At 71.1% G+C, this 11,848-nt stretch carries 9 protein-coding genes and 1 rRNA gene; 5 read left to right on the forward strand and 5 right to left on the reverse strand.

Annotated features, from left to right (window positions below; translation table 11 throughout):
• From ACIHFB_RS40170 to mtnA, 4 genes are all read right to left on the reverse strand, one after another.
• Complete coding sequence (locus ACIHFB_RS40170) at window positions 1–1,833, reverse strand: LpqB family beta-propeller domain-containing protein (protein WP_365288478.1); 1,833 nt, start codon at window positions 1,831–1,833, stop codon at window positions 1–3.
• Window positions 1,823–3,898 (reverse strand): MtrAB system histidine kinase MtrB, encoded by a 2,076-nt coding sequence (gene mtrB / locus ACIHFB_RS40175; protein ID WP_365288476.1) that lies wholly within the window; start codon window positions 3,896–3,898, stop codon window positions 1,823–1,825. Before mtrB ends, ACIHFB_RS40170 begins: the two co-directional genes overlap by 11 nt.
• Before the next feature lies 1 nt (window position 3,899).
• Window positions 3,900–4,589, reverse strand: a complete 690-nt coding sequence (gene mtrA / locus ACIHFB_RS40180) for a two-component system response regulator MtrA (protein ID WP_187284748.1) — start codon at window positions 4,587–4,589, stop codon at window positions 3,900–3,902.
• 166 nt (window positions 4,590–4,755) lie between these two features.
• Entirely contained in the window at window positions 4,756–5,904 is a 1,149-nt protein-coding gene (gene mtnA / locus ACIHFB_RS40185; RefSeq protein ID WP_365288474.1) for an S-methyl-5-thioribose-1-phosphate isomerase, read from the reverse strand.
• Window positions 5,905–6,045: 141 nt separating this feature from the next.
• On the opposite strand from mtnA, the gene ACIHFB_RS40190 reads away from it, so the two are divergent.
• The 5 genes from ACIHFB_RS40190 to ACIHFB_RS40210 are packed head-to-tail and all read left to right on the forward strand — an operon-like array spanning window position 6,046 to window position 11,668.
• Window positions 6,046–7,401: a glycerophosphoryl diester phosphodiesterase membrane domain-containing protein gene (locus ACIHFB_RS40190; RefSeq protein ID WP_365288472.1), complete on the forward strand. Its 1,356-nt coding sequence runs from the start codon at window positions 6,046–6,048 to the stop codon at window positions 7,399–7,401.
• 4 nt (window positions 7,402–7,405) lie between these two features.
• Window positions 7,406–8,176, forward strand: coding sequence for a DUF4129 domain-containing protein (locus ACIHFB_RS40195; protein ID WP_400129474.1), 771 nt, complete (start codon window positions 7,406–7,408; stop codon window positions 8,174–8,176).
• Window positions 8,173–9,369 (forward strand): DUF4350 domain-containing protein, encoded by a 1,197-nt coding sequence (locus tag ACIHFB_RS40200; protein WP_365288468.1) that lies wholly within the window; start codon window positions 8,173–8,175, stop codon window positions 9,367–9,369. The genes ACIHFB_RS40195 and ACIHFB_RS40200 overlap by 4 nt, the downstream gene beginning before the upstream one ends.
• Complete coding sequence (locus tag ACIHFB_RS40205; protein ID WP_365288498.1) at window positions 9,369–10,358, forward strand: MoxR family ATPase; 990 nt, start codon at window positions 9,369–9,371, stop codon at window positions 10,356–10,358. Before ACIHFB_RS40200 ends, ACIHFB_RS40205 begins: the two co-directional genes overlap by 1 nt.
• Window positions 10,358–11,668 (forward strand): DUF58 domain-containing protein, encoded by a 1,311-nt coding sequence (locus ACIHFB_RS40210; protein ID WP_400129475.1) that lies wholly within the window; start codon window positions 10,358–10,360, stop codon window positions 11,666–11,668. Before ACIHFB_RS40205 ends, ACIHFB_RS40210 begins: the two co-directional genes overlap by 1 nt.
• An 87-nt stretch (window positions 11,669–11,755) precedes the next feature.
• Here ACIHFB_RS40210 and rrf read toward each other — a convergent pair.
• Window positions 11,756–11,848: ribosomal RNA gene (gene rrf / locus ACIHFB_RS40215) — 5S ribosomal RNA — on the reverse strand; the annotation flags it as partial.

The raw sequence follows: 11,848 nt of genomic DNA on the forward strand, positions 1-11,848 counted from the left end.
TCACCCGGGATAGACCGGCGAAGATCCCTCCGTGATCACCTTCTGCCACTGCGCCCCGGACGGCAGCCGCACGATCCCGTCCTCGGAGTACGCCACGAGCGGCAACCGGTCGTCCTCGGACGCGGCGATCTCCTTGACGCCGGTCAGGGCGGCGGGCGCCGGCAGCTCGGGGGTGGAGCCGTCGACCTGGGCGTACCGCATCTGCTGCACGCCGCCCTCCTCGCGTCCGACGACCACGAGCCGGCTGTCTCCGGCCCACGACATGGCCGTGACCTCTTCCAACTCCGGTGCAGCGGAACGCAGTCCGAAGACGGAGACGGCCTGGCTCTCGCCCACCTTCCCGCTCCGCTCGATCCGCCCGATGAGCAGGGACTGCTTGCCGTCCTTCTCGACGACGAGTGCGATCCGCACCCCGTCGGCGGCCACCCGGACGGATTCGATACGGCCGTCCAGCTCCGGCGTGTTCACCACGATCGGCTCGCCCGCGCCGTCCTCCAGCATGACCAGTCGTGGATCGTCGGGATCCTGGTCGGCCACCCAGAGGTCGCCCTGCGTGTCGAAACTGGGCGTCGTCAGCCGGTCGTCCGCCGAGGTGCCCGCACTGCGCAGCACGGGCTCGCCGAGAGAACTGCCCGACGCCAGCGCGCCGACGTAGAGCGTCTTGCCGTCGGCGGTGACTGCGGCCGCCCTGTTCTCGTCGCGCGAGACGGCCACCGACCGCAGCTGGGTCTCACCCTCGCCCAGCACGCCCGGCACCGTTTCGGGTTCCTTGTCGCTGCTGTCGGCCGCCATCCGCACGAGCCGGTGCTTGCCGTCGACGAAGTACAGATACTGGGCGCTCTTGACCTCGCCGCGCGCGGCGACCGTATCGGCGCTTTCCTCGGTGAGCGTGCACAGCTGGGCGTCACCCGACTCCAGCTCGACCTCGTCGACCGCGGGGGTGAGGTTCTGGAGGGTGAAGAGGATCTGCGCCGCCATCTCGTGGCACTTGCCCGGACCGACCCGCGCGGCCTTCTCGTTCAACGGGACGGTCAGTTTGTTCTGGTCGTCCGGCGTCAGTGAGGTGACGCCCTTCTTCAGCGTCGTACCGGTCGGGAAGCTCGACCTGACACCCGGCCCGAGCCAGGCGGTCGGCCCGTTGAGCAGGGAGCGCACCATCTGCGTCAGGGGGTCCACATGCCGTCGTACGTACACGGGATCAGCGACCGCCGCGGGCTGCTGCGCGGCTGTCCCGACCGCCATGTTCGAGGCGAAGTAGTACTTGTCGACGGACATGTAGTTGCGCTGGAAGTCCGACCGGCCCATGACGACGCCCGGTGGCACGTTGTCGATGCGCCACTGCCTGGTCTTCTTGTCCCGCACGAGATACACCGTCTGCCGGTAGCTCCCACTGGCCGGCGCATACGCCTGCCGCCCGTTCACCGCGGCGACCTTGGTGCCGTTGAGGGTGAAAGAGAAGTAGTCGGTGTCCTCGCGGGTGCCGGGGTCGGGCGTGGTGTCGGGCGCGCTCGCGAGGACCGTCGTGGAGGCCGCCGGCCGCCATGTCTTCGCGGCGTTCGGGGTCAGGTACTTGCTCGCCGTCTCGTACTGCGGATCGTCGCTGGTCAGCGCCTCCAGGAAACCGTCCACGATCTGCTGGGGCTGAGCATCCTCGGAGGGCGGCACCGCAAAGACCCGCACCTGTGAGTCCTGGCGCGGGGTGGATTCGACACCGCGCAGATCCCCGCTGTCGGGCATGGAGGCACACCCGGCCAGCATTACGGCACCACAGGCGGCGTACGCCACCGCGCGCACCGGCCGACGCCGCACGCCCCCCTCGCGGTCAGCGCCCACGAGATGCCTCCCCTTGCTGTTCCACGTCCTGCGCCCCGGCGCCCGTGCGGTCCGAGGGCTCGCTGCCCGGCCCGCCCGGGGTGGGCATGTCGTCCTGTCGCCGGGCGCCTGAAGTCGGCCGGGGCACCACGCGCGCGCCGTTGCCGGGCAGCGCCGTCGGGTCTGCCGTCGGGACCATGGCGCCCAGCCGCGGCCCGATCGACATCGACGAGCCCTGTTCGCCCGACGGCTGCGCCGGAACGGTCGCCGCCTTCTCCCCGCCGCCGTGCGGCAGACCGGCGTCATCAAGTCCGCGATTTCGTCGCGAGTCCTTCGGCTCCAGCGGTATCGGGGAGCCCCGCAGCGGCTCGTCCGCGGTCCTCGGCAGCGTCAGCCGGAACTGCGAGCCGCCCCCCGGCTCGCCCCATGCCTGCAACCAGCCACCGTGCAGCCGCGCATCCTCCAGGGCGATCGACAGCCCCAGGCCCGTACCACCGGTGGTACGGGCGCGTGCCGGGTCGGCTCGCCAGAAACGGCTGAACACGCGGGTCGCCTCGCCGGGCTTGAGCCCGACGCCGTAGTCCCGCACCGCGACGGCGACCGCCCCGCCCGCCGTGGCGAGCTTGACGACGACGTCCTTGCCCTCGCCGTGCTCCACGGCGTTGACGACGAGGTTGCGCAGGACGCGCTCCACGCGCCGGGCGTCCGCCTCCGCGACGACGGGCTGCTGGTCGCCGACGACCCGTATGTGCGTGCCCTTGCGCTCGGCGAGCGGCTCGGCACCACTGACGACCCGCCGTACGACCTCCCGGAGATCTATCGGCTCGGCCTCCAGCGCTGCCGCACCCGCGTCGAAGCGGCTGATCTCCAGCAGATCGGCGAGCAGCGACTCGAACCGGTCCAGCTGGTCGGCCAGCAGCTCCGCCGACCGCGCGGTCACGGGGTCGAAGTCCTCCCGCGCCTCGTGAATGACGTCGGCGGCCATCCGTACGGTCGTCAGCGGCGTCCTCAGTTCGTGCGAAACGTCGGACACGAACCGCCGCTGCATCCGCGACAGGTCCTCCAGCTGCTGGATCTTCAGCTGCAGGTTCTGCGCCATCTTGTTGAAGGCCTCGCCGAGCCGCGCGATGTCGTCCTCGCCGGTGACCTTCATACGTTCCTGCAAGCGCCCCGCGGACAGCCGCTCGGCGATGCCCGCGGCCATCCGTACGGGTGTGACGACCTGGCGCACCACGAGCCAGGCGATGGCCCCGAGGAGAACGACCACGAACAGCCCGGCCGTCGCCAGCGTCCCCTTGACCAGGCTCAGTGACTTCTCCTCCTGGGTGAGCGGGAAGAGGTAGTACAGCTGGTACGGGTCGTTGTTCGGGTCGTTGACCTGCTTGCCGATGACCAGGGCCGGCTGGGACTCCTTGTCGGTGTTGTAGATGATGCGGGTGTAGCTCTGGGCCGCCGCCGCGGGGCTGGCGTCGACGCGGTCGCGCAGGTCCTCGGGCACGCTCGCGAACGGGTCGACGTAACCCGAGGCGCGCGGACCGCGCCCACCGCCGGTGTCGTCGCCCACGGGGAGCGTGACGACGTCGAAGGCGCCCTGTCCGCCGCTGGAGAGCGAGGAGACCAGGTCGCTCATCCACTCGATGACGTTCTGCGCGGGACGGCCGTCCGGCGTGGTGGCGTCGGCACCCGTCCCGGTCTCACTGGGCGTCTCGTCGGCGTTCTGCTTGGCGACCGCGAAGCCGCCGGTGGCCTGGCTCTGCGAGGCCTTCACCTTGGCGTCCAGCAGGCCGTTGCGCACCTGCCCGATGACGACGAAGCCGAGCAGCAGGACGACGCCCAGCGACATCAGCAGCGTCGTGACGACAACCTTGAGCTGGATGTTCCGCCGCCACAGCCGCATGACGGGCAGCAATGGCCGACGCACCCAGCGCATGAACAGGCGCAGCACAGGGCTGCCCTGGACTCCGCCCTGAAGCAGCCCGCCGTCCAGGAAACGCCCCCAGGGGGAGCTCGTCACCTTCCGGCCGACAGGCCGCCCCGCGCCGGCGCCGGGCTTGCCGGGCGCCGAAGCGGCACTGTCCCCGGACATGTCAGCTCGGCCCGGCCTTGTATCCGACACCACGGACAGTCACCACAATCTCCGGCCGCTCCGGGTCCTTCTCGACCTTGGAACGCAGCCGCTGTACGTGCACGTTGACGAGGCGGGTGTCGGCGGCGTGCCGATAGCCCCACACCTGCTCGAGGAGGACCTCGCGGGTGAACACCTGCCACGGCTTGCGGGCCAGCGCGACCAGCAGGTCGAACTCCAGCGGCGTCAGCGCGATCGACTGCCCGTCCCGCTTCACGGAGTGCCCCGCCACATCGATGACCAGGTCACCGATGGCGAGCTGCTCGGGCGCCGGCTCCTCCGACCTCCGCAGCCGCGCCCGGATGCGGGCCACGAGCTCCTTCGGCTTGAACGGCTTCACGATGTAGTCATCAGCGCCCGACTCCAGGCCCACGACGACATCGACGGTGTCGCTCTTGGCCGTGAGCATCACGATCGGCACACCCGACTCCGCCCGGATCAGGCGGCACACCTCGATGCCGTCCCGACCGGGCAGCATCAGGTCGAGCAGCACCAGGTCGGGCTTGGACTCACGGAAAGCAGCCAGCGCCTTGTCGCCGTCGGCCACGAAAGACGGCTCAAAACCTTCACCACGCAGCACAATGCCGAGCATCTCGGCCAGTGCGGTGTCGTCGTCGACGACAAGGACTCGTCCCTTCATAAACGACATCATCCCATTCTCGTAACATTGGCGAAGGTACTGGTGAGGCACGTCACTGGCCCGTGACGATAGTCGTATCCAACCGTCACTGTCTGCCCCGGGCCAGCTGCCCCCTCTTCAGAACGCGGACGCGAACGGGATCCACACCCCCCATCCTCACCGAGTCGCAAAACATCCCCTAGCTGAGCGTCACCTGACGGGACCTGGCACACAGCTCCGCCAGAGCCTCGGCCGTCACAGGTGAAACGACGCCCTCCTCGGTGACGATCGCCGTCACCAACTCGGGCGGCGTCACGTCGAACGCCGGGTTGTACGCCTGTGTCCCCAGCGGTGCCACCGGAATCCCGCCACCCGCCTCCGCTCCGGCCACCGGCACCTGGGGTGCCGTCAACTCGGTCACCTCGTGCCCGGCACGCTGCTCGACCTCGATGGACGCCCCGTCCGGTGTGTCCGGATCCACCGTCGTCACGGGCGCCACCACGATGAACGGCACATGGTGGTAGCGCGCGAGCACCGCGAGCGGATAGCTCCCCACCTTGTTCGCCACCGAGCCGTCGGCCGCAATACGGTCCGCTCCGATCAGCACCGCGTCCACCTCCCCCGCCGCGAACAGCGAACCCGCCGCGTTGTCGGTCAGCAGGGTGTACGCCATGCCGCTGCCTGCCGCCTCGTACGCCGTCAGCCGGGCGCCTTGCAGCAGCGGACGCGTCTCGTCCACCCACAGCCGTCGCAGCCGGCCCGCCCGATGCGCGGCGAGCACCACCGCGAACGCCGTCCCCTCACCACCCGACACCAACCGCCCGGTGTTGCAGTGTGTGAGGATCCTGTGCCCGCCGCCTGGCAACAGCTCATCCAGCAGCGCCAATCCCTTCTCGGCCATCTGCGCGCTGGCCTCGGCGTCCTCCTGATGCAGCGCACGCGCCGCGGCCAGCGCCGCCCGGGCGGACTGCTCCGGATCGCCGCTCCTGCCGAGCTCGGCCTGGTATGCGGACTCGGCTCTGCGCACCCCGACGGCGAGGTTCACCGCAGTGGGCCGGGCGCTCGCCAGCGCGGTCGAAGCGTCGGCCACGTCGAACCCCCGCGCAGCGGCGAGCGCGACCCCGTACGCGCCCGCGATGCCCAGCAGCGGCGCCCCGCGCACGGCGAGTGAGCGGATCGCCTCCACCAGCGCGGGGGCGTCCGTACACACCAGTTCGACCTCCTCGGCAGGCAGTCTCGTCTGGTCGAGAAGGACCACCACAGGGCCTTCGGGTGGCTCTTCCCAGCGGATCGCCGGTATCTCGGTCGACTGTTTGTCCTCGCCGGATTGCGCGTACTGATCAGCCATGCGGTCAGTCTGCCCCGTATCCGGCGGACAATTGAAGGTGCCCACCCCATACCGCGGCCGGTCACTCGTCGACCACCCCATGGCACGATGGCTGCCAACCTGCCGCCGCGACCGCGGGACGGGCACCGTGAAGGAGCGACGATGAACGACACTCCGGGCTGGGCCTCGCCCGGATCTGCCCCGTCCGACGGACAGCAACCCGGCGCATCGGGCCCTGCCGAGCCCGCCGACCGCCCCGGCCCCGAACAGCCCGCGGCCCAGCCGGACCCGGATGCGACGGACTCCGGCTCGAAGTGGTCCAAGGAGCAGCCCCCACCTTCCCAGTGGTCGGCGCCCACCGCACCGCCGTCCGGCCCCGGCCAGGCCCCGCCACCGCCTCCGCCCGGCCCGGGCTGGGGCAACCGGCCTCCCGGCGGCCCCGGTGGATACGGCGGCGGCTACGGAGCACCCGGTGCTCCCGGCGGATACGGCGGCTGGGGAGGCGGCTGGAGTGGTCCCCCGCCCGCGGCCAAGCCCGGTGTGATCCCGCTCCGGCCGCTCGGCGTGGGTGAGATCCTCGACGGCGCCGTCTCCACCATGCGCACCTACTGGCGCACGGTTCTGGGCATCTCGCTGACCGTCGCCGTCCTCACGGAGATCATCGTCATCCTGCTCCAGGGCTTCGTCCTGGACGACCGCACCAGCACCGAGGCCCTCAACGACCCCAGCGCCAGCCTCGACGAGCTGACCCGCGCCATGGGCGACACGATGCTCAACACGAGCGTCGTCTTCCTGATCTCCCTGATCGGCACCATCGCTGCGACCGCCCTGCTCACGACGGTCACCAGCCGGGCGGTGCTCGGCAAGCCCGTGACCACCGGCGAGGCCTGGCGCGACGCCCGCCCGCAGATGGCGAAGCTGTTCGGCCTGATCTTCCTGCTGCTGCTCATCGCCTTCGGCGTGATCCTCGCCGGCGCGACGCCCGGCATCATCGCGGCCGTGGCCGGCGCAGGTGACGCCGGTGCCGCACTCGCCATCCTGGGCAGCTTCGCCGCGGGCGTGGTCGCCCTGTGGCTGATGATCCGCTTCTCCCTCGCCTCGCCGGCGCTGATGCTGGAGAAGCAGAGCATCGTGAAGTCGTTGAGCCGCTCCGCGAAGCTGGTCCGCGGCTCCTGGTGGCGGGTCTTCGGCATCCAGCTGCTCGCCACGATCATCGCGAACATCGTCGCGTCGATCGTCGTCATCCCCTTCACCTTCCTGGGCGCTGCTGTCAGCGGAGGCGGCGTCAGCAACTTCCTCGACACCGGCGGCAGCGACCTCGGCTGGACGTTCCTCATCGTCAGCGGGGTCGGATCGGTGATCGGCTCCATGATCACGTTCCCGATCACGGCCGGCGTCACCGTGCTCCTCTACATCGACCAGCGCATCCGCCGCGAAGCCCTCGACCTCGAGCTGGCCCGCGCCGCCGGCGTCCAGGACTACGGCGCCGGCGCCCACGGCCCCACCCCGGGGAGCTGATGCGGTGAGCATGGCGGGGGGAGTTCTCACAGCCGTGCCGGAGCGCGCCGCCGACACTGCCGTACGGGCGCTGCTGCGCGTCGGCGACGCCTCGGTGCTGTCGCGCTCCGACGACGAGCCGCCGCTGACCATCCCGCGCGACCCCGCGCAGGAGGCGGCCCGACGTGAACTGTCCAAACGGCTGTACCACAAGGACGACCCCAGCCTGTTCCAGCGCGCCCTGAACGCCTTCTGGGACTGGGTCGGCGACCTGTTCAACTCCGCCTCGGCCGTGACTCCCGGCGGAACGCTGGGCCTGGTCGTCGTCATCCTGGTCGTCGTCGCGGCCCTGGGTGCCCTGTGGTGGCGCCTCGGCACCCCCCGCCGCGAACCCGTCTCCGCCGCCGCCCTGTTCGACGACCGCCCCCGCAGCGCCGCCGAACACCGCGCGGCCGCCGAGGCGCACGCCGCCCAGGGCCACTGGAACCAGGCCCTCCAGGAACGCATGCGGGCCGTCGTCCGCGCCCTGGAGGAACGCGCCCTCCTCGACGTCCGCCCCGGCCGCACGGCCGACGAAGCCGCCGCGGAAGCGGGCCGCGCCCTGCCCTCCGAAGCGGACCGACTGCGCGCCGCCGCCCGGGACTTCGACGACGTGACATACGGAGGACGCGCGGCGAGCGAGCAGTCGTACCACCGCATCGCCCAACTCGACCGCGACCTGGAGCGCACCAAACCGGTACTCACGAGCAGCGCCCACAGCGCGGCCCAGAATGCCCGCCAGGGAGCCGCCGAATGACCACCGAGGCCACGCTCCCCTCCACCTCGGCCTCGCCCACCACACGCCAGGTGTGGACCCGCACGCGAGGCGTCCTGCTCGCCCTCGTGCTGCTCGTGGCCGGGGCAGTCGCCATCGCCGTCATCCAGTCCGACGCCCGGCACGGCCGACTCGACCCGCGCTCCGCCGACGCCCACGGCAGCCGCGCCGTCGCCGAACTGCTCGCCGACCGCCACGTCGACACGCGCGTGGTCACCACCCTGGACGAGGCCCGCGCCGCGACCGGCCCGGACACCACCCTCCTGGTGGCCGACCCCGACCTGCTGACCCCGCGTCAACAGACGCAGCTGCACTCCGCGACCGACGCCTCCGGCGGACGCACCGTCCTCGTCGCCGCCGGCAGCTGGTCCGTCGAGCGGCTCGCTCCCGGCGTCATCGCCGACCCCGCCACCAGCCTCGACTCGGCGCTGTCCCCCGACTGCAACCTGCCGGCCGCCCGGCGCGCGGGCACCGCCGACACGGGCGGCATCCGCTACACGGCCCTCCAGGTCGATGCCGACGAGTGCTACCCCAGCGAGCGCCTGGCCACGCTCGTACGCGTCCCGGCGGCATCCGAGGGCGGCGACACCATCGTCATCGGTGCGCCCGACATCCTCTTCAACGACCGTCTCGACGAGCAGGGCAACGCCTCGCTCGCCCTCCAACTCCTCGGCTCCCGCCCTCATCTGGTCTGGTACCTCCCCTCGCTCTCCGACGCCACCGCCGCCGGCACCGAAGGCGAGCGCAGCCTGTTCGACCTGCTCCCCTCGGGCTGGCTCTGGGGCACACTTCAGCTCTTCATCGCGGCAGCCCTGGCCGCCCTATGGCGAGCGCGCCGACTCGGCCCTCTCGTGCCCGAAAATCTCCCCGTGGCGATCCGCGCCTCCGAAACCGTCGAAGGCCGCGCCCGCCTCTACCGCAAAGCGAACGCCCGCGACCGCGCGGCCGCCGCTCTTCGCTCCACCACCCGCACCCGCCTCGCCCCCCTCGTAGGCGTCACCGTCGCCCAGGCACATGCGCCCGAAGCCCTGCTCCCCGCGCTGTCCGCCCACCTCCACGGCGACGGACAGTCCCTGCACACACTTCTCTTCGGCCCGCCGCCCAGCGACGACGCGGCCCTCATCGCCCTCGCCGACCAACTCGACGCCCTCGAAAGAGAGGTACGCCGTCCATGATGGACCCGACCACTGACAACGCCGGGCCGACCGGGGACGCGGGCAACGCCCGAGCCGCCCTGGAGGCCCTGCGCGCCGAGATCGCCAAGGCCGTGGTCGGCCAGGATCCCGCCGTGACCGGCCTCGTCGTCGCCCTCCTCTGCCGCGGACACGTTCTCCTTGAAGGAGTCCCCGGAGTCGCCAAAACGTTGCTCGTCCGCGCGCTCGCTTCCGCACTCGAACTCGACACCAAGCGCGTCCAGTTCACACCGGACCTGATGCCGAGCGATGTGACCGGCTCCCTGGTCTACGACACCCGCAGCTCGGAGTTCTCCTTCCAGCCCGGCCCGGTCTTCACCAACCTCCTCCTCGCCGACGAGATCAACCGCACCCCGCCCAAGACCCAGTCGTCCCTCCTGGAGGCCATGGAGGAGCGCCAGGTCACCGTCGACGGCACCCCCCGGCTGCTCCCCGAGCCCTTCCTGGTCGCGGCAACGCAGAACCCGGTCGAATACGAGGGCACTTATCCCCTCCCCGAGGCCCAGCTGGACCGTTTCCTCCTCAAACTCACGATCCCCCTCCCCTCCCGCCAGGACGAGATCGCCGTCCTCACCCGCCACGCCGAGGGCTTCAACCCACGCGACCTGCGCGCCGCCGGCCTACGACCCGTGGCCGGTCCGGCAGCCCTCGAAGCCGCACGCGCCGCCGTCGCCAAGACCGCCGTCTCCCCCGAAATCACCGGCTACGTCGTGGACATCTGCCGCGCGACCCGCGAGTCCCCGTCCCTCACCCTCGGCGTCTCCCCACGCGGCGCCACCGCCCTCCTGGCCACCTCGCGCGCATGGGCCTGGCTGACCGGCCGCGACTACGTCATCCCCGACGACGTGAAGGCCCTCGCCCTCCCCACCCTCCGCCACCGCGTGCAACTGCGCCCGGAGGCGGAAATGGAGGGCGTGACAGCCGACTCGGTCATCAACGCGATCCTCGCCCAAGTCCCGGTCCCCCGCTGATGGCCCTCACCGGACGCGCCGCGCTCCTCGCGGCCCTCGGCTCCCTCCCCGTAGGCATCTGGGAACCCGGCCTCACGGGCCTCCTCGCCGTGAACGCCCCCCTGGCCCTGGCCTGCGCGTGTGACTTCGCCCTGGCAGCGCCGGTACGGCACCTTCGCCTGACCCGCTCCGGAGACACCTCCGCCCGCCTGGGCGAACAGGCCGACGTCACCCTCACGGTCACCAACCCGTCCCGCCGCCTGCTCCGGGCCAACCTCCGCGACGCCTGGCCCCCCAGCAGCTGGCAGCCCGGCACCGAGATCGCCGCCTCCCGCCACCACCTCACGGTCCCCGCAGGCGAACGCCGCCGCATCACCACCCGCCTACGCCCCACTCGCCGCGGCGACCGCCAGGCAGACCGCGTGACGATCCGCTCGTACGGCCCTCTCGGCCTCTTCTCCCGCCAGGGCACCCACAAAGTCCCCTGGACGGTGCACGTCCTGCCCCCTTTCACCAGCCGCAAGCACCTCCCGTCCAAGCTCGCGCGTCTACGCGAACTCGATGGCCGCACCAGCGTCCTCACCCGCGGCGAAGGCACGGAATTCGACAGCCTGCGCGAGTACGTCCCCGGCGACGACACCCGCTCCATCGACTGGCGCGCGACCGCCCGCCAAGCCACGGTCGCCGTACGCACCTGGCGCCCCGAACGCGACCGACACATCCTCCTGGTCCTCGACACCGGCCGTACATCGGCAGGCCGCGTCGGCGACATCCCACGCCTGGACGCCTCAATGGACGCGGCCCTGCTCCTGGCCGCCCTGGCATCCCGCGCCGGCGACCGCGTCGACCTACTTGCGTACGACCGCCGAGTACGCGCCCTCGTCCAGGGCCGCGCGGCAGGCGACGTCCTCGCGTCGCTGGTCAACGCGATGGCGACACTCGAACCCGAGCTTGTCGAAACCGACTCCCGAGGTCTTACGGCCACTGCACTCAGGACGGCCCCACGTCGCTCCCTGATCGTGCTGCTGACGACGCTCGACGCAGCCCCCGTCGAAGAGGGCCTGCTCCCCGTCCTCGCCCGGCTCACCCAGCGCCACACGGTTCTGCTGGCATCCGTGGCGGACCCACATATCGCCCGCATGGCCACGGCACGCGGCAACATCGATGCCATTTACGAATCCGCAGCCGCGGCCCACGCCCAAAGCGAACGCCACCGCATCGCAGAACAACTCCGCCGACATGGAGTTACGGTCGTGGACGCGACGCCTGATGAACTGGCTCCGGCACTGGCTGACGCGTATTTGGCATTGAAGGCCGCCGGACGTCTTTAAACAGCAGGAGCGAGCCGGGGGGCTTGCCCAAGCCCCAAAACGCAAAAAGGACCCACACCGAATGGTGTGGGTCCTTTTTGAAGTTTTGTTCGGCGGTGTCCTACTCTCCCACAGGGTCCCCCCTGCAGTACCATCGGCGCTGTAAGGCTTAGCTTCCGGGTTCGAAATGTAACCGGGCGT

This window comes from Streptomyces sp. NPDC051963 (assembly GCF_044593495.1).
Taxonomy (GTDB): Bacteria; Actinomycetota; Actinomycetes; order Streptomycetales; family Streptomycetaceae; genus Streptomyces.

What these genes read in the sequence shown, in the direction of transcription:
- mtrB (WP_365288476.1), bottom strand. Translation starts at nt 3,898, where the DNA reads ATGTCCGGGGACAGTGCCGCTTCGGCGCCCGGCAAGCCCGGCGCCGGC.
- mtrA (WP_187284748.1), bottom strand. Translation starts at nt 4,589, where the DNA reads ATGATGTCGTTTATGAAGGGACGAGTCCTTGTCGTCGACGACGACACC.
- mtnA (WP_365288474.1), bottom strand. Translation starts at nt 5,904, where the DNA reads ATGGCTGATCAGTACGCGCAATCCGGCGAGGACAAACAGTCGACCGAG.
- ACIHFB_RS40190 (WP_365288472.1), top strand. Translation starts at nt 6,046, where the DNA reads ATGAACGACACTCCGGGCTGGGCCTCGCCCGGATCTGCCCCGTCCGAC.
- ACIHFB_RS40200 (WP_365288468.1), top strand. Translation starts at nt 8,173, where the DNA reads ATGACCACCGAGGCCACGCTCCCCTCCACCTCGGCCTCGCCCACCACA.
- ACIHFB_RS40205 (WP_365288498.1), top strand. Translation starts at nt 9,369, where the DNA reads ATGGACCCGACCACTGACAACGCCGGGCCGACCGGGGACGCGGGCAAC.
- ACIHFB_RS40210 (WP_400129475.1), top strand. Translation starts at nt 10,358, where the DNA reads ATGGCCCTCACCGGACGCGCCGCGCTCCTCGCGGCCCTCGGCTCCCTC.